At 35.9% G+C, this 22,281-nt stretch carries 25 protein-coding genes; 21 read left to right on the top strand and 4 right to left on the bottom strand.

Features of this window, described 5'->3' with window-relative positions; translation table 11 throughout:
* Window positions 1-32: 32 nt before the first annotated feature.
* Window positions 33-1,547 carry a 2-isopropylmalate synthase gene (locus tag CVS91_RS05840; RefSeq protein ID WP_103634956.1) on the top strand — a complete coding sequence of 505 codons (1,515 nt, stop codon included), beginning with the start codon at window positions 33-35 and terminating at the stop codon, window positions 1,545-1,547.
* A 559-nt stretch (window positions 1,548-2,106) separates the two neighbouring features.
* Here the strand turns inward: CVS91_RS05840 and CVS91_RS05835 are convergent.
* A complete protein-coding gene (locus CVS91_RS05835; RefSeq protein ID WP_107830928.1) occupies window positions 2,107-2,757 on the bottom strand; it encodes a ThiF family adenylyltransferase in 651 nt (216 codons plus the stop codon).
* Complete coding sequence (surE, locus tag CVS91_RS05830) at window positions 2,747-3,523, bottom strand: 5'/3'-nucleotidase SurE (RefSeq protein ID WP_107830926.1); 777 nt, start codon at window positions 3,521-3,523, stop codon at window positions 2,747-2,749. Before surE ends, CVS91_RS05835 begins: the two co-directional genes overlap by 11 nt.
* A gap of 102 nt (window positions 3,524-3,625) precedes the next feature.
* Here surE and lpxB point away from each other — a divergent pair, with 102 nt between their 5' ends.
* From lpxB to serB, 7 genes are all read left to right on the top strand, one after another.
* A complete protein-coding gene (lpxB, locus tag CVS91_RS05825; RefSeq protein WP_107830924.1) occupies window positions 3,626-4,660 on the top strand; it encodes a lipid-A-disaccharide synthase in 1,035 nt (344 codons plus the stop codon).
* A gap of 3 nt (window positions 4,661-4,663) precedes the next feature.
* Window positions 4,664-5,149, top strand: coding sequence for a transcription elongation factor GreA (greA, locus tag CVS91_RS05820; protein ID WP_012001423.1), 486 nt, complete (start codon window positions 4,664-4,666; stop codon window positions 5,147-5,149).
* 63 nt (window positions 5,150-5,212) lie between these two features.
* Entirely contained in the window at window positions 5,213-6,004 is a 792-nt protein-coding gene (locus CVS91_RS05815; protein WP_107830922.1) for a UDP-2,3-diacylglucosamine diphosphatase, read from the top strand.
* Entirely contained in the window at window positions 6,004-6,957 is a 954-nt protein-coding gene (locus tag CVS91_RS05810) for a chemotaxis protein (protein WP_021087860.1), read from the top strand. The genes CVS91_RS05815 and CVS91_RS05810 overlap by 1 nt, the downstream gene beginning before the upstream one ends.
* An 8-nt stretch (window positions 6,958-6,965) precedes the next feature.
* Window positions 6,966-9,317 (top strand): chemotaxis protein CheW, encoded by a 2,352-nt coding sequence (locus CVS91_RS05805; protein WP_107830916.1) that lies wholly within the window; start codon window positions 6,966-6,968, stop codon window positions 9,315-9,317.
* 10 nt (window positions 9,318-9,327) lie between these two features.
* Window positions 9,328-9,825 carry a chemotaxis protein CheW gene (locus tag CVS91_RS05800; protein ID WP_021087872.1) on the top strand — a complete coding sequence of 166 codons (498 nt, stop codon included), beginning with the start codon at window positions 9,328-9,330 and terminating at the stop codon, window positions 9,823-9,825.
* 8 nt (window positions 9,826-9,833) lie between these two features.
* Entirely contained in the window at window positions 9,834-10,460 is a 627-nt protein-coding gene (gene serB, locus CVS91_RS05795) for a phosphoserine phosphatase SerB (protein WP_107830914.1), read from the top strand.
* 120 nt (window positions 10,461-10,580) lie between these two features.
* Here serB and CVS91_RS05790 read toward each other — a convergent pair whose 3' ends face one another.
* Entirely contained in the window at window positions 10,581-11,735 is a 1,155-nt protein-coding gene (locus tag CVS91_RS05790) for a site-specific integrase (protein WP_021093507.1), read from the bottom strand.
* A 727-nt stretch (window positions 11,736-12,462) separates the two neighbouring features.
* Here CVS91_RS05790 and CVS91_RS05785 point away from each other — a divergent pair.
* From CVS91_RS05785 to CVS91_RS05735, 11 genes are all read left to right on the top strand, one after another.
* A complete protein-coding gene (locus CVS91_RS05785) occupies window positions 12,463-13,764 on the top strand; it encodes a hypothetical protein (RefSeq protein ID WP_234409679.1) in 1,302 nt (433 codons plus the stop codon).
* Window positions 13,765-13,790: 26 nt separating this feature from the next.
* Window positions 13,791-14,777, top strand: coding sequence for a type IV secretion system protein (locus CVS91_RS05780; protein WP_107830912.1), 987 nt, complete (start codon window positions 13,791-13,793; stop codon window positions 14,775-14,777).
* 9 nt (window positions 14,778-14,786) lie between these two features.
* The gene (locus tag CVS91_RS05775) at window positions 14,787-15,023 is read left to right on the top strand and encodes a TrbM/KikA/MpfK family conjugal transfer protein (RefSeq protein ID WP_035142509.1); all 237 of its coding nucleotides are present in this window, start codon (window positions 14,787-14,789) and stop codon (window positions 15,021-15,023) included.
* Window positions 15,020-16,258: a toprim domain-containing protein gene (locus CVS91_RS05770; RefSeq protein WP_107830910.1), complete on the top strand. Its 1,239-nt coding sequence runs from the start codon at window positions 15,020-15,022 to the stop codon at window positions 16,256-16,258. The genes CVS91_RS05775 and CVS91_RS05770 overlap by 4 nt, the downstream gene beginning before the upstream one ends.
* A gap of 1,031 nt (window positions 16,259-17,289) precedes the next feature.
* Window positions 17,290-17,529, top strand: coding sequence for a hypothetical protein (locus CVS91_RS05765; RefSeq protein WP_021091982.1), 240 nt, complete (start codon window positions 17,290-17,292; stop codon window positions 17,527-17,529).
* A 10-nt stretch (window positions 17,530-17,539) separates the two neighbouring features.
* Window positions 17,540-17,779, top strand: coding sequence for a hypothetical protein (locus CVS91_RS05760; protein WP_021091986.1), 240 nt, complete (start codon window positions 17,540-17,542; stop codon window positions 17,777-17,779).
* 10 nt (window positions 17,780-17,789) lie between these two features.
* A complete protein-coding gene (locus CVS91_RS05755) occupies window positions 17,790-18,164 on the top strand; it encodes a hypothetical protein (protein WP_107830908.1) in 375 nt (124 codons plus the stop codon).
* 11 nt (window positions 18,165-18,175) lie between these two features.
* Entirely contained in the window at window positions 18,176-18,415 is a 240-nt protein-coding gene (locus CVS91_RS05750) for a hypothetical protein (RefSeq protein WP_103560449.1), read from the top strand.
* A gap of 83 nt (window positions 18,416-18,498) precedes the next feature.
* The gene (locus tag CVS91_RS05745; RefSeq protein WP_107830906.1) at window positions 18,499-18,750 is read left to right on the top strand and encodes a hypothetical protein; all 252 of its coding nucleotides are present in this window, start codon (window positions 18,499-18,501) and stop codon (window positions 18,748-18,750) included.
* A gap of 11 nt (window positions 18,751-18,761) precedes the next feature.
* Window positions 18,762-19,013 carry a hypothetical protein gene (locus CVS91_RS05740; RefSeq protein ID WP_021091971.1) on the top strand — a complete coding sequence of 84 codons (252 nt, stop codon included), beginning with the start codon at window positions 18,762-18,764 and terminating at the stop codon, window positions 19,011-19,013.
* Window positions 19,003-19,308, top strand: a complete 306-nt coding sequence (locus tag CVS91_RS05735; protein WP_103575001.1) for a type II toxin-antitoxin system RelE family toxin — start codon at window positions 19,003-19,005, stop codon at window positions 19,306-19,308. Before CVS91_RS05740 ends, CVS91_RS05735 begins: the two co-directional genes overlap by 11 nt.
* Before the next feature lie 171 nt (window positions 19,309-19,479).
* Here CVS91_RS05735 and CVS91_RS05730 read toward each other — a convergent pair whose 3' ends face one another.
* Window positions 19,480-21,099: a relaxase/mobilization nuclease domain-containing protein gene (locus CVS91_RS05730; RefSeq protein WP_107830904.1), complete on the bottom strand. Its 1,620-nt coding sequence runs from the start codon at window positions 21,097-21,099 to the stop codon at window positions 19,480-19,482.
* A 603-nt stretch (window positions 21,100-21,702) separates the two neighbouring features.
* On the opposite strand from CVS91_RS05730, the gene CVS91_RS05725 reads away from it, so the two are divergent.
* Both CVS91_RS05725 and CVS91_RS05720 read left to right on the top strand, forming a co-directional pair.
* The gene (locus CVS91_RS05725) at window positions 21,703-22,020 is read left to right on the top strand and encodes a hypothetical protein (RefSeq protein ID WP_107830902.1); all 318 of its coding nucleotides are present in this window, start codon (window positions 21,703-21,705) and stop codon (window positions 22,018-22,020) included.
* A complete protein-coding gene (locus tag CVS91_RS05720) occupies window positions 21,990-22,280 on the top strand; it encodes a hypothetical protein (RefSeq protein ID WP_413784155.1) in 291 nt (96 codons plus the stop codon). The genes CVS91_RS05725 and CVS91_RS05720 overlap by 31 nt, the downstream gene beginning before the upstream one ends.
* The last annotated feature ends 1 nt before the right edge of the window (window position 22,281 follow it).

Below are 22,281 nucleotides of genomic sequence, written 5' to 3'. Positions count from 1 at the left end.
TTAAATATAAAAATTAATAAAAGGACAAAAATATGGATAAAAATAAAATTATAATCTTTGATACGACTTTAAGAGATGGCGAGCAAAGCCCAGGAGCTTCTATGAACACAGCTGAAAAGTTACAGATCGCACTTCAGCTTGAAAGGCTTGGTGTAGATGTGATGGAGGCTGGATTTGCAGCTGCAAGTCCAGGGGACTTTGACGCAGTAAATCAGATTGCAAAGCAAGCTTCAAACATCACTGTCTGCTCGCTTGCACGTGCGGTTGAGCGTGATATCAAGGCAGCTGGCGAGGCACTAGCTCCGGCAAAAAACAAGAGAATTCACACCTTCATAGCAACAAGTCCGATCCACATGCAGTATAAACTAAAAATGAGCCCAGATGAGGTGATCAGGCGTGCAGTTGAGGCGGTACAATACTCAAAAACGTTTTGCGATGATGTGGAGTTTAGCTGTGAGGATGCTTGCAGAAGCGAGATGAGCTTTTTAAAAGAAATTTGCGACGCAGCGATAAACGCAGGGGCAAAAACCATAAACATCCCTGATACGGTTGGCTACTTGTATCCAGAGGAGATCACGGCTCGCATCAGCGAAATAGTAAAATTTATAGGCGATAGAGCGGTAGTTTCGGTGCATAACCACAACGATCTAGGCATGGCTACGGCAAATTCGCTAGCTGCTATAAAAGCTGGTGCAAGGCAGGTTGAAGGCACGATAAATGGCATCGGCGAGCGCGCTGGAAACGCTGCACTTGAAGAGATCGTGATGGCTATAAAAACTCGCCAGGACGTCTTTGCACCGCTTTACACAGGCATCATCTCAAAAGAAATTTATCCGACTTCAAGACTGATTGCTAGCATCACAGGCATCGAGCCACAGCCAAACAAAGCAATTGTTGGTAAAAACGCCTTTGCGCACGAGAGTGGCATCCACCAAGACGGCGTGCTAAAACACAAAGAGACCTACGAGATCATCAGTGCTGAGAGCATCGGCTTAGAGAAAAACTCGCTCGTCCTTGGCAAACACAGCGGCCGCCATGCGTTTAAAGATAAGCTTGCTAGCCTTGGATTTGACCTTGATAGCGAGGCACTCAATAAGGCGTTTGAGAAATTTAAAGACTTGGCAGATAAGAAAAAAGAGATATTTGACGATGATATCAGGGCGCTTGTAGCAGAGGAGATCACCAAGATCCCACAAGCTTACGAGATCACGGACTTGCTTCAAAGTAGCGGTGGCAGCTTAGCAAGTGCCTCTATGAGCATCAGGCACAACGACGAGATCGTTAGTGACTCAGCCCTTGGCAATGGCACAGCAGATGCGATATTTAAGGTAGTTGATCGCATTAGTGGCATTAATGGCACGCTAAAAGACTACAAAGTCACAGCTGTTTCTCAGGGCAAAGATGCTCTTGCAAAGGTCGATGTAAAAGTCGAGTTTGAGGGCAAAACAGCCGTAATGGGTCACGGACTTGATATCGATACGATGATGGCAAGCGCTAAGGCCTATGTCGGCGCACTAAATAGCTACCTTCGCATTCATAAAAACTAAAATTTTAGCTGGCTGCTAAATTTGCAGCTAGCTAATTTAAATTTAGCTACTCTTTAGGCAAAAAACTTAAATTTACTGCGTTTTTCAAATTTTAAAATTCCATTCACTTGCAAGAATTGACTACTAAAATTACTCGTTCATAAAATTTTAAAATTTACTTGACGCTTGCTCGATATTCAAACACATGCAGTGCGAAGCACCGTTGCATGTACCTCTAACGTGCGAGGGGTTTGGGGGATTTAAAAAGGGGGATAAGGGGACGGCCTCGTAACTTGAGTCCCCTTGTCTCCCTTTTGGATAAAAATAAATTTACAAATTTAATAAAGCTATTTTTGCAAATTTTAAAATTCCATTCACTCACAAGGATTGACTACTAAAATTTGGCTGCGTTTACAGCTTAGCTCAAATTTTGGAGCCGAAATTACTTGTTCATGAAATTTTAAAATTTGCTAGATGCTCATCTTGGATTGTCAAATTAGTCTCTTGTAGAGCTGGCTGTTAAATTTATCCAAAAATACCAGTTCTAATTTGAAATTTTGCTCGGAGTGTAAATTTAGACTTACTGTTCAACTATCTTTTTAACAGCTAGTGAGGCTAAATTTAGCCCAAAGCAGGCAGTCACGCCCATGAAGCTGCCAAGTGGCTTGCAAAGTGGCTCTTCAACCGAAAAGACTACGTCAAATTTACCGCTAAAGCCTGATTTTTTGAGCTCATATCTATATTTTCTAGCTAGTGGATCGACCGAAGTTTTCCAAACGCTAGCCACCTTTATCTTGGTTGGATCAACCCTTTTTGCCCCACCCATCGAAGCTATAAATTTGCTAGGATCTACCGCATTTGCAAGGGCGATCTTGGCGGTAATATCATCGATCGCATCGATCACCACGTCAAATTTGCTAAAATCAAATCCAGCAACAAACTCAGGCGTGATCAACGTCTGCATGGGCGTGATACAAGGATAAATTTTGGCAAACTCCTCCACCTTTACGCCGCCCACGTTTTCGCTGTAAATTTGGCGGTTTTGATTTGTCACGTCAAAGATGTCTTTATCGATCAGCGTGATGCTTCCGACCCCGCTTCTAGCAAGCGCATCCACGCACATCCCACCAACGCCTCCAGCTCCGCAAACTAGCACTTTTGCGCTTTGAAGCTTACTAAAACCATCCTCGCCAAAGAGCCATCTTATCCTTGTAAATCTATCATTTTGCATCAAATTTCCCTTTTAAGCTCTCCAAGCTCTCGTATGAAGTCATGTTTAGTTTTATGGGCGTTATCGTGGCAAAGCCCTCATTTACCTTGCTGATGTCGCTTGGCTCGCCCTTTTCATATTCAAGTGCGGCGTTTCCAAGCCAGTAGTACTCGATGCCTCTTGGGTTGCGATTAAGCGTGGCATGCGTGGCGTAGGTGCGTCTGCCAGCTGGCACGACGGCATAACCTTTGAAATTTTTGCTAGTTGCGGCTGGGATATTTACATTTAGAAATTCTCTTTGATTTAGCGAAATTTCATCATTTAGCACCTTTGGCACGATAAATTTAACAATCTCTTTTGCTAGTTCAAAGCCAAGTTCATTTAGAGAGTTGTTTTCATAAAACTGCGAAAAAGCGATGCTTCTAATGCCTTGTAAAACGCCCTCCATCGCCGCTCCACACGTGCCAGAGTAGGTGATGTCCTCGCCTAAATTTGCCCCGTGATTTATGCCACTTATCACTAGATCTGGTTTTTTATTATAAAGTGCGTGAAGTGCGAGATAGACGCAGTCACTGGGCGTTGCGTCATCGAGTTTAAAAAAGTTATCATCAAGTTTTATAAATCTAAGTGGCCTTGTGAGCGTCAAAGAGTGAGCGCAGGCTGATTTTTCAGAGCTTGGAGCTACGATCGTGACATTTACGTCATCTAGCTCGCTTAAAGCTTCTTTTAAGGCAAGCAGGCCAGTCGCCTCAAATCCATCGTCATTTGTTATCAAAATTTCTTTCAAATTTTATCCTTTAAAGGGTTGGATTTTATCACAGCTTTCTTAAAATTTTAAAGAATTTTTGCGTATAATGCCCCCAAAAAAAGACCTGATGAAAGTGTGTAAATGAAAATTTTAGTCTCCGCTCTTGAGCCATCGGCAAATTTGCATTTAAAAGAAATTTTAAAAAATTTCGAGGGCGAATTTGAGCTAATGGGAATTTTTAGCGAAGAGCTTGGCACGCCATATATGAAAAGCAGCGAGTTTTCAGCGATGGGTTTTGTCGAGGTTTTGCCACTCATTTTTAAGGCAAAAAAAGCGATGAAAGTGATGAGCCAGATGGCAAAAGAGGTCGATGCAGTGCTGCTAATAGACAGTCCAGCCTTTAATCTGCCGCTTGCAAAGGCGATAAAAGAGGCCGGCGCAAAAGCAGCCGTGACATACTACATCTTGCCTCAAGTTTGGGCGTGGAAGCCAAAAAGAGTAAGCGTAGTGGAGAGATACTGTGACAATCTTGCTTCGATCTTGCCATTTGACTCTAAATTTTATAGCCGCTCGACCTATGTGGGACATCCTTTGATGGATGAGATAAAGCTTAAGAAAACTAGCCTAAGTAGCAGCGGCAAAGTGGCGTTTTTGCCGGGATCAAGAAGGTCAGAGATTTCAAGGCTTATGCCAGTTTATAGAGAGCTTGCTAAAAAGATAGAATCAAAAAGGCTACTTGTCGTGCCACCATTTTTGCTTGATAAAGTGGATGAAATTTACGGTGATGTGAGCGATTTTGAGGTCGTCTCAAACACGCCTGAAGCCTTGTATGAGAGCGACTTTGCCTTTGTTTGCTCTGGCACTGCTACGCTTGAGGCAGCGCTCATTGGCACGCCATTTGTGCTAGCATATAGGGCAAAAGCGATAGATGTTTTCATCGCTAGAAAATTTGTAAAGATCAAGCACGCGGGACTTGCAAATATAATGTTTGACTTCATGGGCAAAGAGCCGCTTCATGAGGAGTTTATTCAAGAGTTTGCAACGGCTGAAAATTTGCTAAGAGCCTATGAGAGCTGTGATAGGCAGAAATTTTTAAAAGGCTGCGATGAGCTAAGGGCCTATTTGGCGCATGGCAGCAGCAAAAATGTAGTAAAAATTTTAAAAAATATGGAGTAAAAAATGAGTGAACCAATGACAATGCACGGATACGAGAAGATAGAAGCTGAGCTAAAGGATCTAAGGCTAGTACAGCGTCCTCAAATCGTAACAGAGATCGACATCGCACGAAGCCACGGCGACCTAAAAGAAAATGCTGAGTATCACGCTGCAAAAGAGAAGCAAGCCTTTATAGACGCTAGGATCGCTGAGCTTAGCGCACTTTTGGCAAACGCAGAAGTGATCGACCCAAGTAGCTACGAGCATGATAGGGTGAGGTTTGGCTCAAGTGTGACGATAATGGACGAAGAGACCGAGGTTGAGCATACTTATACCATAGTTGGTGTTAGCGAAAGTGACCTAGACAAGGGCTATATCTCGATAAACTCACCTCTTGCAAAGCAGCTTTTAGGCAAGGCTGAGGGCGATGAGGTGGCGCTAAATTTACCAAAAGGCAGAAGCGACGTTGAGATCGTTAAGATCTGCTACAAACCTATAAAATTTGACTAAAAAGATGAGGCGAAGAGCTAAAAACTGCTTTTTGGCTCTGCTAATTTTTAATTAAGGCAAAATTTGAGCGAATACCTATATGCCCCCGTTATAAAAGAAGGCGCGATCTTTTTAGCTGATGCGCATGAAAATGTAAATAGAGATGGCTTTTTGAAATTCTTGCGCGCCGTTGATAGCGGAGAGATCAAGGAGCCACCGCAGATTTTCTTGCTTGGCGATATATTTGATTTTTTAACGGGCGATGGCGAATATACAAGAGGATTTTACGCTGAGCACTTAAGGCTTATAAATAAAATTTCACAAAAGGTGGAATTTTTTTACTTCGAGGGCAACCACGATTTTAGACTTTCAAATTTATTTAATAAAACTAGAGATTTTTGGGACAAAGGCGAGAGGCTAAGCTTTGAGGGGGTAAAGGTCTATGACATTTGTGCTCAGCCAGTGAAATTTAGAACTATAAGTGGCGAGCACATCCAGATCGCGCATGGCGATATATTTTTGCCTTTTATTGATAAGTATGCGCTTAGGTTTTTAAGGCTTAGATGGTTTTTGAAATTTATGAACGCGCTTGATAAAATTTCGGATTTTAAAATTTCAAAAGCGATACTAGCCAAACTTACTAAGAAAAATCTGCACTATAAAATTTCAAACTTCAAGGAGCTAATGAGCAAGCATTTGCAGGGCTTTGACGCAAGTATAGTGATAGAGGGACACTATCATCAAGGTGAGCTATTTGATATTTACGATAGATTTTATATAAATTTACCTTGTTTTGCATGCGAGCAAAGTTATTTTGTTGTAGAATACGCCCAGCAAAAGTTGAATTTGCTCAAAATGAGTTTGAAAGGACATTGATGTTTGGAGACAACGTACTAAAAACGGGCTCAAACGAGATGGAACTTGTTGATTTTCGTATCTTTAAAAAGGCCGAAAACAAAGTATATGAAGGAATATACGGAGTCAATGTCGCAAAGGTGCGGGAGATCATTAAGATGCCAAATCTTACCGAGCTTCCTGGCGTTCCTGAGTATATCGAGGGAATTTTTGATTTAAGAGGTGTGGTTATCCCCGTTATAAATTTGGCAAGATGGATGAATATCGTCGAGCCAACTGAGGGTGTAGTCATAAAACCACGTGTTATTATCGCTGAATTTAGCGGTATATTGATCGGTTTTATCGTCCATGAGGCCAAGAGGATCAGACGTATAAACTGGAAAGACATAGAGCCTGCAAATTTTGCTGCTGGAGCTGGTACTCTGGATAAAGGCAAGATCACAGGTGTAACAAGAATAGAAAACGACGAAGTACTTCTTATCCTTGATCTTGAAAGCATCGTTGAAGAGCTAGGAATTTACTCACCAAAGATCGATTTTGAGGTTGATGAAAACGAGAAGATCAAGGGTGTGGCTCTTGTGCTTGATGATAGCTCAACTGCTAGAAAGCTAGTAAAAGACGCACTTGAGAAGATGGGCCTTAGTATAGTTGAGGCTAAAAATGGCGTTGAGGGCTTAGAGAGGATGGAAGAGCTTTATCAAAGATATGGAGATAACTTAGCAAAAGAGCTTAGGGTTATCTTAAGCGATATCGAAATGCCACAAATGGATGGCTACCGCTTTGCTTCAACTATTAAAAATGATGATAGGTTTAAAGAAATTCCGATTGTATTTAACTCTTCATTAAGCAACGAATTTAGCGAAGCAAAGAGTAAAGAAGCTGGCGGGGAGATGTACCTTACAAAATTTGATGCTGGTATATTCTACAAAGAGGTGCTAAAAGTGATTGAAGCACATTCTAAATCTGCAAAATGAGGTGAAGTATGGATGATATGAAAGAAATAATGGAAGACTTTTTAATAGAGGCTTTCGAACTTATTGAGCAGATAGACCATGACCTTGTTGAACTAGAGGCAAACCCTGAGGATCTGGAGCTTTTAAATAGAATTTTCCGTGTTGCACACACAGTAAAAGGCAGCTCAAGCTTTTTAAATTTTGACGTTTTAACAGAGCTTACTCACCATATGGAGGATGTTTTAAACAAAGCTAGAAAAGGCGAGCTAAAGATCACTCCAGATATTATGGACGTTGTTCTTGAGTCAGTTGATATGATGAAAGGACTACTAGAAAGCATTAGAGATAACGGTAGTGACGCAGCCGCTGGCATTGATATCAAAAATATCTGCGCTAGCCTTACACAAATTTCTGAAGGTGAAGCCCCAAGTGCAGCCCCAGAAGCTCCAGCCACGCCAGCTCCTGAGCCAGTAAAAGAGCCAGAGCCTGCCGTGCCAGCTGAAGAAGCAGCTCCTGAAGTAAGCGATGCTGAGCTTTCAAAACTAAGTGACTCTGAGGTTGAAGCTGAGATAGAAAGACTCTTAAAAGTTAGAAAAGCAGAAGATCAAGCAAGACGTGCTTCAAAAGGCATAGCTCCAAAATCTCCTGAAGAGATAGCTCCGGCCGCAAGCGCTGCACCAGCACCTGCACCTAAGCCAGCTCCTAGTAGAGAAAGAGATGCAGATAAAAAAGTGCCAGCAGCTAGTAGCAGCAGTGCAGTAGCACAAGAACAAACGATACGTGTTGAAGTAAAAAGACTTGATCACTTGATGAATTTAATCGGTGAGCTTGTTCTTGGTAAAAACCGCTTGTTAAAAATTTATGATGACGTAGAAGAGAGATATGAGGGCGAGAAATTCCTTGAAGAGCTAAATCAAGTAGTCTCAAGCCTAAGTCTAGTTACGACTGATATCCAGCTAGCTGTTATGAAGACAAGGATGCTTCCAATAGCAAAAGTCTTTAATAAATTCCCACGTATGATACGCGATCTTAGCCGTGAGCTTGGTAAGCAGATCGACCTTGAAATTTCAGGTGAAGAGACTGAGCTTGATAAATCAATCGTTGAAGAGATCGGCGATCCGCTAGTGCATATCATCAGAAACTCATGCGACCACGGTATCGAAGATCCTGAGACAAGAAAGGCAATGGGCAAACCTGAAAAAGGCCTTGTTCAGCTAAAAGCTTACAACGAGGGCAACCACATCGTTGTTGAGATAGTTGATGATGGTAAGGGCTTAGATGCTGATATGCTTAAAGCCAAGTCGATAGAAAAAGGCATCATCACTGAGCGTGAAGCTGATGCGATGAGCGAGAAAGAGGCATTTGGTCTTATATTTAAGCCAGGATTTTCAACTGCAGCCAAGGTTACAAACGTATCTGGTCGTGGCGTTGGTATGGACGTTGTTAAGACAAATATCGAAAAGCTAAATGGTATCATTGATATCGAGAGTGAAGTTGGAAAAGGCACAGTTATGAAGCTTAAAATTCCACTTACACTTGCGATCATTCAGTCACTTCTTGTCGGAACACAAGAGGAATTTTATGCGATACCACTTGCGAGCGTTCTTGAGACTGTTCGGGTGCCGATCGATGATATTTACACGATCGATGGTAAAAACGTTCTAAGACTAAGAGATGAGGTCTTATCTCTAGTTAGACTTTCAGATGTCTTTGGTGTCAATAAAGTCTTTGACGGCGGAGATCAAACTTATGTAGTTATCATCGGCGTTGCTGAGGCAAAACTGGGCATCATCGTAGATACTTTAGTTGGTCAAGAAGAGATCGTTATTAAGTCAATGGGTGATTATCTACAAAATATCCCAGGTATCGCTGGAGCTACTATTAGAGGCGATGGTCGCGTAACTCTTATCATAGATGTTGGTGCTATGATGGAGATGGCAAAGGATATTAAGGTAAATATTAGAGCCGAAATGGAAGATAGCACTAAAGCAAAAGAGAAACCAAGCGATTATAAGGTTCTAATCGTTGATGACTCTAAGATGGACAGAACCATCATGCAAAAATCGCTTGAGCCAATCGGCGTCACAATAATAGAAGCAACTAACGGAGTAGAAGCACTCAATATAATTAAATCAGGCGAGCATGCATTTGATGCGGTGCTCATTGATATTGAGATGCCAAGGATGGACGGATATACTCTAGCTGGTGAAATTCGCAAATACTCTAAGTATCGCACTTTACCGCTAATAGCAGTAACATCAAGAACGTCTAAAACTGATAGATTGCGCGGAGTAGAGGTTGGTATGACAGAATATATCACAAAACCATATTCGTCAGAATACCTTGAAAACGTTGTTAGAAAAAATATTAAATTAGGTTAGGGGTTAGGCGATGAATGATAAACTAAACCAAGTTTTAAGCAAACAAAAACAACAAATTGACGAGCCTGAGATAAAAAACAATGAAGATATAGTCCAACTTGTAGGCTTCGTTGTCGGCGAAGAAGAGTATGCGATACCTATTTTAAATATCCAAGAGATAATCAAACCTATCGAATACACCCGTGTTCCTAGCGTGCCTGACTATGTTCTTGGTGTCTTTAACCTACGTGGAAACGTTATCCCGCTTATTGATTTGCGAAAACGTTTTTCACTAAATGTTACAAAGCAAAGCTCAAATACAAGATATATCGTCATGAAAGATGAGGATAACATCGCAGGCTTCGTGATAGACCGCTTGACGGAGGCTATCAGGATAGACCGTAACAGGATCGATCCGCCGCCAGAGACTTTGGTAAAAGACAAAGGCATGATCTATGGTATCGGCAAACGCGATCAAAACATCCTTACTATTTTAAAGGTTGAGAGCCTTTTAAAGCGTGATTTTTAGGGCATAGCTTGATAAAACTTTGTGTTTTTGACTTTGACTCTACGATAATGGACGGCGAGACGATTGATATCCTCGCCGCCGCTAATAACGCCAGCAATGAGGTGGTTAGCATAACGAAGCGTTCGATGAACGGCGAACTTGATTTTTTTGAAAGTCTTACAGCAAGAGTAAAATTTTTAAAAGGAATGCCGCTTTCAAAAGCAGATGAAATTTGTAAAAATTTACCCATCATGCCAGGAGCTAGCGAGCTTATAACTGCACTAAAGCAAAAGGGCGTAAAGGTTGTGGTATTTAGTGGCGGTTTTCACATCGCAACTGATAAGATGCAAGAAAAACTTAAATTTGATGCAAATTTTGCAAATATCTTGCACCACAAAGATGGAATTTTAACAGGTGAAGTTGGCGGAGAGATGATGTTTGGTAGCTCAAAAGGAGAGATGATAGATCGCTTAAAGGGGCTATTAAAATTAGATAAAAGTGAGATCATGTGCGTTGGTGACGGAGCTAACGACGTGTCTATGTTTAGAAAATGTGATCTAAAAATTGCCTTTTGTGCGAAAGAAATTTTAAAAAAAGAGGCGACGCATTGCGTGGATGTCAAGGATCTGCGTGAAATTTTAAATTTTATAAGCTAAAATGCCGTAAAATAGGCATTTAAATAAATAAAAAAGGGGTGAAAAGTCATCTACTTTTTTAAATTAAATTAGTATATTATAGCATATTTTTATCAAAAAGTGTCTATTTTTTTAAAAATTTTAAATTGTTATATTCTTTAAAAAAGTTGCTCTTTGTCTAGTATCTTTTGGCAGATATTTAGCATAAGAGCGATAGGTCTCATTTAAATTTTTATGACCCATCATTTTACAACCAACCCACATCGGCTCCTCGCCACGACTTAACATTACAGAAGCGAATGAGTGTCTAGTATCATAAAGCTTATGTATTTTAAAGCCAAGGGATCTCTGCAAATCATTAAATTTTAATCTGATAACTGCTCGTGAAAGAGAAAAAATATTTTGATTAATATCGGTATAATCGAGTTTTATCAGTTCATTATAAACAATATCAAGCATATCGATTGTACGATTGCTGGACTTAGTTTTAGGAGAATCCAAAACACCTAGCTCTGATAGAGTTTTATTAATACGTATCTCCTTATTTTGAAAATCCAAGTCATTAAAAGTCAAAGCCAAAATCTCGCCAGTCCTAGCCCCAGTAAAAAACGCAACTATTAAAAATAAGCGTAGCTCGCCCTCGGCATGTTTTATAAGTTGCAAAATCTCACTTAAATTAAAAGGGGTAAAATCACCATTGTCGGCATTATGTAATTCTTGTTTGAACCTAGGTATATAAAATGGATTTTTTGAGATTATATCATTGGCAATAGCATAACGAAAAATCATTTTAAAAAAAGAGCAATACCCATTAATTGAGCTATCTTTTAAACCCTTGTTTTTACAAAATTTTACAAAATCAATACTATCCTGTCTTTTAAAATCGGACAGATAAAAGATATTTTTTGAATGCAAAAAGTCTATAACAGCCTGACTAGCAACATTATAAAACCTGATTGTTTTATCCTTTAAAAAGGATTTTTCATTAAGCAATCTATAAATAATCCCCTCAAAGCTAAACTCACTAGTATTTTTAATAGGCTCCAGCTTTTGCTCCCCTTTTCTGATTATGCGATCAGTTTGCATATCCTCGAGCTCGTAATATTTGCTCTTAGCAAGTTCAATATCCTCTTCAGAGCCAAGAAATAAATTATAGTTTTTTCGAATAAAATCAAATGCTAAAGGGGATTTTTTCAGTCCAGTGGCACGGCGAATTCTTACGCCCTCCTTTTGATAGTCAATATAAAAACGATTATGTTTAATATATATATTTCTATTTTTTTCTAAATTTTTCATGCGGTGATTTTAGCAAAAATTTAATCATAACACAAAAATTCACTTTAAATTAATTTTATTATTTAAGATTTTTAAAAAAGAGTATTTATATCTTTTAAAGCTTAAATAACCATATAAAGGGAAATAAATATTAATAAATGCTTAATATACCTTGCTTTAATGGCTTTATTTTACAAAATCTCGCTTTTATTTAAAAATATTTTTTAAGATAATTCTATATAAAAATAATAATATAAACGTTTATATCAGCACCAATTAGCCTTATAAAAAATTAACTATAAAGTTTAAGTTAATACAAAATCTCGCCATCTCTAAACATTAATATATAAATACATAAATTTAAAAAGGGAAAGAAATTTTTTATTAGAGATGTTGTTAGTAAGAAAATTTAAATTTTAATAGAATAAGTAGAAGCTTAAAATTTTTTTAAAGTTGTTTTATATTGTTTTGAGTTTTTAAATTTTTTTATTGTTTTGTAGGTTGAAAAAATTTAAGAAAGGAATTAGCGTTTAAATTGATTTTAAAGGGGTGTGTTGGCTTTTAAAAAATAATTTAAAGAAAGGATAGCATTAAACACTTATTTTTGATTGTAGAGCATTTAAAGATTTATTGTGGCTTTTATTAAATTAAGCTTAAAAATAGTTGTTTTGTATGTCGTTTTTTAAAAGTTAGTTGAATTTAATAAAGGGTAAAATTAATTAAATAATCTATCGTTTAAGGAAAGAAAATGGCAGAAGAGCTAACTCAAGATCAATTGGCTGAATGGAGTTATTTGAAAGAGCAAGAAATGGTAATGCCATCCGAAGAATTAAAACAAAGCAGTGTAAAAGAGCAGGTGCTAACATGTAAAGAAGCTATCGATAACACAGGAATTTTTAAAAGCAACGAAACAGGTGCAGTAGCATGTGCCAGAGAATTTTATACAGCTTATGGTAGCAACGACGATAATGAAGTAAGAGAAGCTATTAACAATATCTATAAAACAGACATAAGTGCAGAAGATCTCAACAAAATTAAAACACTCACGATAAGAGAAATGGATATGGATTTGAAAGAGAACTTCGACAATGAAAAAGAATACACAATCCAAGATATAAATCGTAAATTTATTTTTGAAACAGCAGAATTAAAATTAAATAAGAATTTGAATGAAGCCGTTAATACCCTAGAAGAAAAAGAAAAGATAGATGAGCAGATCAAGGCAAAAGAAGCTGAGTTTAATGAATTTAAAAGTCCAAAAGAAAAGAGAGACTTTGTAAGCGATAAGCTGAATGAAATAGACGGCAATGACACCCTAAAAAGTAGCCTTGAAATTTTAAAAGAAAAAGAAAAGATAGATGAGCAGATCAAGGCAAAAGAAGCTGAGCTAGAGAATAAAAATGAAGCCAAGCAGGATGTCACAATTACAACACACTCACAAGAAAGAGAAGCAGAACAAGAAGACTGGAGCAGAAAAGCTGATGAGCTAGAAAACCAGCACGAAAAAGAGCTTGAAAAATTAAGAGATGAACAATCTAGGCTTGAAGCCAATTTTCAAAAATCAATTGACAATCTGATGAATAGTGGCGATATAAAAGACATAATGACTGCTCTGCAGGAGATGGATAGAAGCTTAGAAATGATGATGCGACAGGGCAAAGAAGAAAGCGAAACAAAAGAACGCCAGCGACAAGAAAAGCTAGAGCTAGCCTTTGATAGTCCCAAATTTAAAGATGCAGTGGGAGATCTGGTTAAAGAAGTTTATAAGCAACGCAAAGAAGTCAAGGGCGGTTTAAAAGAATTAGAGAACGAGCATGCAAACTACGCAAAACTAAAAACAACGTATGAAAAAGAAATTAAAAAAGGGCTTGATGTAAAAGGATACGAAAAATTAAATAAAATGTTAAATGAAATAGAGAAAGAAACGCCAAATTTTAAAAATAGTTATCCTAAATTTTATAAAAAAGTTAATGATAGTTTAGCGCAGAGTAAAGAAAAAATACTAAACAAGACAAAAGAGAAAGACCAAGAACAAAGCAGGAGCTTATAAAAAATAAGTAAAAAAGGGAAAAAATAATGAAAAGAATGATTATATCAGTTGCCGTAGCATCCTCACTATTTTTAAGTAGTGTTAATGCTAGTGGTATACCAACTATTGACGTAGCCGCGATAGCCCAACAAGTTATGGAATACACCCAAACACTGAAAGACTACGCAGAACAAATCAAACAATACGAACAGATGGTTAAAGATACACTAAATTTCGAGAAACAAATGCAAGAACTTGGTGTAGATATGAACAGCGTTTATGAGATATTAGGCGATGCACAAAGTTTAATTTCGCAAATGCAAAGTATATACGAAGATGTAAAAAATTTGCCAAAAGACATAATGGGGGATATAGCAAGAGTTAAGACAGCCTGCTCATTCTTAGAACAAAACAGCCAATTTTTTAGTCACTCAGTAAAAGCATCAGGCAATAAACTAGCAAATAAGCTAAATAGATGTACATTTGCACTACGTGATGGAGCAAATATAAGCAAGAGCATAGAAGAATTAACTCAAAAAATGAATAAGGCAGTTGACCCAATAGAACGAGCAAACTATCAGGCGCAGATCAGTAATATTAAAAATGCAGAAAGGTTTTTGCAAGAGAGGGATAATATAGAGAAAACAAACAATTTATTAGCATTTGAAGACACATTTCATAATGGTGATAAAACGAAAGAGTATACAAGAGATAGAATGAGAGATGATTTAAAACAACTATCCAAACAATTAAATAAGGCTAATAATCAAAAGCAGGCTCAAGCATTAACGAATACTATACTGCTTAAAATTTTAGAAAATATGCAACAGCAATATGAACTAAATATCAATTACACCAGCGCAATGGCATCGAGCAGACAAGCCATGAAAGACAATAGTGCTAGAGATTTAACACCAGATAGCTTTAACCAAAAAGTTGTTGAATATAAACGAAATGATGCAATATTTGACCCAGAAACAAAGCAAATGCCAAAAGATGAGCTAGGGCTTCCAAAATTTGTATTTTTTAAATAAGGAGTAGAAATGAAAAAAATAGTTTTAAGTATTGTTGCCATAACAATGTTTGCAGGTAGTGCAGTAGCACAGGAAATAACAGGAGATGCAAAGCTGGCATGCGAAGCATTATTATGCTTATCGAGCCCAACAAGACCAAGCGAATGCGCTCCAGCACTTAAAAAATATTTTTCGATAACAGACAAAAAACCACACAAACAAGCAAAGAAGCGTGCGAACTTTTTAAAATTATGTCCTAAACAATGAACAAAGAAAATTTAGTCGAACTCCCACTAGATGAAATTTTAAAGAATAACGGCTACTTTGAAAAACGAGAGAAAAGTAGCCAAAATTACAAAACACTCACAAATAACAACTCCGATACAATTATCATAACAAGAAAAAGCAACGGACACTATTTATACTTTAACCCAAGCGATGATAATGATAGGGGAAATATTTATAATTTCGCCAAGAATCGTGGCGTTTCAATAAAAGATTTAATAGACGAAAATATAATAAACGATGTAAAAACATTAAAAAACAATACTAAAGAAATAATAAAACAAAAAGAAAATGATAGTATTATAGTAGAAAAATTTAAAAAATTAAATAAGATAGATGAAAACTCGTTTTTGACTAGCAAAAGAAAAATTAAAAGCGATATCCTGATAAAATTTAGTAGCCTCAAGCAGGATGAAAAATTTAAGAATGCAATAGTGCCAACATATACATTAAGTGTATTAGAACTAAGCAGTGGCAAAAGAGAATTTCTAAAGCAGACAGGATATATAAGCTACTTATCGAAGCCTTTAACGCAGGATCAGCAAGGAAAGGCATACGCTAAGCCAATAAAACAGCTCTGCAATGGAATAAAGGGGCTTGAAATACTCAAGGCAGACGAAGCACACAAGAATCCAAAGGATTTTAAAAATATTGTAATCTGTGAGAGCATGATAGATACATTATCATATTGTGAAATGAAAGACGTAAATTTAAAAGAAACACTCCTATGCTCAACAAATGGTCAAATATCGGCAACGCAAAAGGAAGTCATAAAAGCATTGACAAAGCTGGCACCAAATGCAGGAGTTGTACTAGGATTTGATAATGACGAACGTGGCAAAGAATTTACAAAAGCGATACTAGAAATAGTACCAAATGCGAGATCAGCCAAACCAATCCTAAAGGACTTTAATGATGATTTGGTAGCAGGCACGGCATTAGGTATAAGTAGTAATAAAATTAATCTCGACAGCATAACAAAGCCTTTAAAGGAGTTTTCTCGGCAAGTTGAGTATTTGTCAAAGAAATACGACTTTCTCGAGCCAGATGCTAAGAAAAGTAGAATAAAAGACCTATACGCCCTTAATATTGAAAAATTTAGAGAAATAGAACCAAAGATCAAGACATTACAGGGAATGAGAGAAAGCTATAAGCGACTTAACTTGATAAACACAAAAATTGAAAAAGACTACGAAAGATCATCTAAGACACGATAAAAAACAGCCATCTGCTTTTTAGACTTTAAGCTTTAAATAAGTATTGATGAAGTTAGGTTTATCCCCTTTGTGTGGGAGTTTGACGCATTGTTGAGTAAATTTGTTTTTACAAATTGTCCGAAATTTTATGAGTCGTAATCGAACGCAAGCCATCTGCTTTTTAAACTTTAAGCTTTAAATAAGTATTGATGAAGTTAGGTTTAGCCCCATTGTATCGGCGTTTGTAAGGCTTTTAAATAGTAAGAAGTTTTACATTTTCTCGTCATTAGTTCAGGATTTGGCTAGTCAGGATAAAGCTATGGTTTTTAAACTTTAAGCTTTAAATAAGTATTGATGAAGTTAGGTTTAGCCCCATTGTATCGGCGTTTGTAAGGCTTTTAAATAGTAAGAAGTTTTACATTTTCTCGTCATTAGTTCAGGATTTGGCTAGTCAGGATAAAGCTATGGTTTTTAAACTTTAAGCTTTAAATAAGTATTGATGAAGTTAGGTTTAGCCCCATTGTATCGGCGTTTGTAAGGCTTTTAAATAGTAAGAAGTTTTACATTTTCTCGTCATTAGTTCAGGATTTGGCTAGTCAGGATAAAGCTATGGTTTTTAAACTTTAAGCTTTAAATAAGTATTGATGAAGTTAGGTTTAGCCCCATTGTGTGGGAGTTTGACGCATTGTTGAGTAAATTTATTTTTACAAATTGTCCGAAATTTATGGCAGGCGACCTGCACTAGAGTGCTGGAACGCCAGAGCCGAGCCTAGGTCTCGGCTCTTTATGGTATTAAGCGGGGATACCCCGCAACGCCCCGCAATATAGTAGCATCGCTAAAAGCGATGTGTAAATTTAAAAAGGGGGAAGAAAAAAGCATAATGTAACTTAAAAAATACTTAAATATTATGCTTGTATTTTGATTATTTTATTTTATAAGTTATTTTTTTACTACTGAATATTTTAATTATATAATATTTTATTATTTATAGTTTTATTATTTATTAAGTTTATTTTGGATATAATCTTATTATAAAAAGAAAGGATAAGAGATGAAAGCAAACAGCATAATTAACCTACTTAGTCAATACGGAAAGATAAATGGCGATGAAAAGCATATATCGATGCAAAGAAATGGTGTGGTATACGAAGCCATGTTAAACGACACGAACACAACGAACGTAGTTTATGTGACCTACAATAAAGGTGAAAAGACCGAGTTTACATCATTTTATGAGTCACTAAGAGCCATAAAAGATGTTATAGAGCAAAATATAAGAGAAAATAGATAAGGAGTAGAAGATGAGAGAGATATTTATGAGCTATTGCAGGCATGAAATGACGCTAAAGGCGTTAAAAGAATGCAAGTGGTTAGGGGATTTGGATGATGAAAGCGAAGAAGTCATAGCCGAATGTGCTAGGCTTCAAAAGTACATAATTGAGCTAGCAGACGAGTTTGGTTGCGAAATTACAAATAAAGAAGATGTAATTAAGAGCATAGAAGACGAAAAGTCAAATTTACTAGCAAACTTAAATAATTAAGGAGTCTAAAATGCAAAAATTTAAATCAAATGACAGAATAGTCCTAAAAAAGGACATGGATAGACCACTTGATAAAACCTTGTCTATCTATAGAGTAGTAAATTTTTATAAATCAAGAGATGGTGAATATTATTATGAGATGGAATTAGCCGAACCAGCAAGCGATTATCTCAATAACATGGCACTTAACCATGAGTATGTGGAAAAAAACTACATCAATATGGATGAAGTGTATTGGTATTTTGAGAAAAAAGATATTGAAGGTGGCTGGATCAAATATGATGATCGCAGGCATACATACAAGGAAATAAGAGAAACTTTGGCTAAAAGCGGGTTTATAGAGAATGTATATCCGATTTATGCAATAGGTTTTAAATTGCCATAAAAGAAGCAAACATGAATAGAGATTATAATAAATTTGAGAGAGCAAATGAAATAATGAATGAGTTAATTAAAGCTCCGCTCCCACTAGAGTCAAGAGAGCTTGCAAATATAAGTGATAGAGAGCTCTCATTTTTAAAAAGCAGTGTTAGGTTGATGGTTGAGTACTTAGACTCCCTTGGGTGCATGATATGGCACGACGACGAAGTAGTGTGTCAGATCGACGAAGAAGAGCAAAGAAGAGCCAGAGTATGATAAAGCTAATCGAGAGACCAAATAGCCTTATAACGTAAAATTTTATACAATATGTTATAATTTTTCTTAAAAAAGGATTTACAATGAAAGTAAATAAGGTTTTGATAATTACAGCAATAGCTGGGTTGTTTTTAAGCGGATGTGCAGAGTTTCAACTGCCAAAGGTGCAAAAACAAAAGCACGAGTTGAGTGACGAAGAATGTGAAATCATTTTAAAAAAATACAGAAATACCGAACCAAGCACATCAGACGCATATAATAAATTGAAGTATGACGCATATGAATGTAATACTAGGTATAAATCACCTATAGTTATTCCAGACTTTGAAAAATAGAGAGCAAACACATGAAAACTATAACTATTACAGGCGAAAATTTAAACCAACAAATTATCCAAGCTATAAAAAACGCTGTCGCCAAAGCCAGCAATCCAACATATACGATAAAGTATATCAACACATCGAAAGATAAGATCGACAGCGAAGCCTTGCAAGACATTGAAGATGCAAAGCTTGGAGCAAAGCTTTATTCTGAATATTTGGCTAGCGGAAGCAAATCAACCTCATGGGCTGATATAAAGAAAGAAAATGGCTTATAAGATACGATTTAGCGATTATGCTAAAGAGAAGTTTAATGAACTTGACGGCTCGATCAAAAAACCAATTCAAAAGTTTCTTGATCGACTCGAGGAGAGTGATGATCCACGCAGTAGCGGAAAAGGATTAACTGAGAATTTGAGTGGATTATGGAGATATAGAGTAAAAAACTATCGTTTAATATGTTTTATACAAGACGAAGAGCTTATAGTGCTTTTTCTCGATATAAGTAAAAGAGACGAAGTTTATTCTGATAGGAATGTAAAAAGCATTCTAAAGAATGTGCCAACAAAATAACACATTTTTTAATATTTACTATCTTAATTTTTATAAAAAATTACTTTATTTACTATTTTTAATTTTTATTAATTTTAATTATACGTAGTTTTATTATTATATATTTTATTATTTTTTTAGCAAACTATCAAACAACAATCAAAGAAATTTTAAAATAGTAGATAATAGCATTTATCTACTACGATCGTTATTTTTTTCATTTTGAGTTTTATCATACGAAGAGTAAGAATTTAAGCCCATAGCCTCACGCTCAGCTAAAACATCCTTATAAAGCCTACGCTCATTTTTAATCCTAACAAGTCGTTCGTTAGCAGTAGCCTCAAGCATGGATACGCCTTTAAAATACTCTTTTAAAAGAAAATCGTCCTTACTAATTTTTTCAGATTTTAATAGCTTATTTTCAATATATGAAAAGCGTTTTTTGCAAATGTCGGCTATAAAATCTTTATTATCATCTAGTCGCTTTTTAAATTCATTTTTCTCAGTATCGCCAAGCTCGGAGTGATGTAAAATATAAAGGCTTTGATCTAAAATTTCAAGTTTTTTATTAAGTTTAAAAAGACTTTCATTGCGACCCAAAAGACGTGTAGCAACTAAGCTATCATCAAAGTATTTTTTAGCATTATCATCACGCCCACGAAGCACAGCAATAGATCGTTTTACCTTTTTAGAAAATAACCAGTCGGCTTTACTAGAGCCTTTGCCGTGCGGATAAATTTTATTAAAGTTATAACTAAAATTTTCAAGTAATTTAAGGGTATCGGATTGATCCTTATAGTGAGCCAAATGCATATCATTAATCTGAGTAGCCTTATATGAAAGACTATCAAGCTTTTTAATCTCTTTTATTAAATCCTTGCGTTTTTGAAGTAATATTTTATTATTCTCCTTTAGCTCCTTACCCAGCCTAAAACGTTTTTTGCCCTTTTTCTGAACGTAGAGTAAAAATTGCCTAGTCAGCTCATCATTGGCTTTTTTTAGTAAATCAATCTCATCATTCATAGCCTTAATACGGCTGGAAGTTGCATTATATTCTATCTTATTTTTTTCTTGCATTTGCTCGTAAAATTCTAGTGTTCTATCCTTTGCCGTATAGCTATCCTGCTCAAGGTTGACACTAGATTTTATTTTAGAAAATTCTTTTTTTAAATCCTTATGCATAGCGTTTTTATTTTCGTATTTTAACCCTCTTGCACCAAGCGAATAGGCAAAATCAGTGCGAACTTCGTCGAAGAAATCTTTAATCTCGTCACGAGTATCAAAATGAATTTTACGCCTAGTCATATCATTACGCTTGTTAAGAACCACATGCACGTGTGGGTTATTTTGATGTGTGTGAAGCACCAAAGCATACTTATGCCCCATAAAATTTCTACTTAAAATTTCGCTAACACTATCAACTAGAGCGTTTAGTGTTTTTTCGTCATTGCATGGCTCATTGATTGAGAAAATAAGATGCCAAGCGTCTTTTGAATTTTTATTTGTGCCAAAATCCTTACTCCAATTTTTCATAATTTCGTCACTGCTTACTCTCTCCCCTTTTTCATTGATGGCAGAGCCATCAATTGAGTTATTGAGAGTGTAGTCAATACATCTTTTAATACTTTCACGTGGTAAATTTGAAATCATCTTCACAACAGATTGTTTTGTATTTTTTGAGAAAGAATTTTTAATCGATGAAATATGGCTCGAGCTAAAAGATATATTTTTGTGCTCATTTATTGAATTTTTTGTTCGCCCAGCTCTGATAGTTTTTAAAAATTCATCCCATTGTGCTTCTGTCCTAGCCAAAATAAAAACTCCAACTATTTAAAATATTTGTAATGATGTTAGTGTAAGTAAAGTTAAAAAAATATAATGCGAGAAGATAGGCAGGATAACCCCTTTTGTATGTCGTTTTTTACACTAAACGCCGATATAATCGGCTTTATAGTGTGATTTTTATTCTTTTTACAAAAGAATAAAAATAAAAAATAAAATTTCATTTTATTTTTTTAAATAAGAATAGTAATTAAAAAGAATATTTGTAAAAAATATAAAATATGTAAAATAGATATGATAAGAAAAATTATATTTATAAAAAATGAAATTAAAATAGAATATATAAAATTAAAAATATATAGTCCAAGACATAAAAGATAATTAAAAATAAAAAAATACAAAATTTTTATAAAGCGAGATTTTGTAAAAGAAAAAATTTATAAAAAAAATAAATAAAGTGCCAAGAAAACGTTAATTTATAAAAATTAAAAAGTAAATAAAAAATTAAAAAAATCTTATACCATATTTCAGAACTCCCATAAAAACATACTTTAAAAAAATATTTTTACAAAAAATCATTTTTGAAAAAATAATATAGTAACGGAAACAAAATAAATTACAAAGGAGTATGGAATGAAAAAAATCCTATCGAAAGCTAAAAAGCTTTTCTATCTAGCAATGTGCTCACCATTGTTTCTTTTTGGAGCAGGTGGCGGACAAAATGTGTTGAAAACACTTGAGCAAAACACTAATACTCAAATAACTGAAGCAGGAAGCAGTGTTGCAAGCGTTCTAAACACGATTATACTCGTTATTGGAATTTTATGGATAATTGTCCTCATGCTTACGGCACTTTTTAATGTCGAACAAATAAAACAACACATAAGGTTTGTGCTAATCGCATCGATAATCCTAGGAGTTTGCTACGGATTAACTGCATCTGCAATGTAAATTTAAGCGAGTGTAAAATGGTTGTAACTGACTGCTATATGGACTTAACGAGAAAAACAAAAATAATGGGGCTAACTACAACAAGCTTACTAATTATCTTTGTAATCGGATTTATATCGTGGTTTATCCTTATTTTGTATTCATTGGCAGTCGTTGCAGTTCTATACTGCTTTTTTTTCATTTTGGAATTTTTCGATGAAGATATCTATGAGATCATCGGCTCAAATTTTAAAATTTCACAAAGAAAATTTTTTGCATAGG

This window comes from Campylobacter concisus, assembly GCF_003048985.1.
Lineage (GTDB): Bacteria > Campylobacterota > Campylobacteria > Campylobacterales > Campylobacteraceae > Campylobacter_A > Campylobacter_A concisus_AY.
The sequence above is the reverse complement of the archived record's forward strand: the minus strand, read 5'-3'. Positions and strand labels throughout refer to the sequence as shown.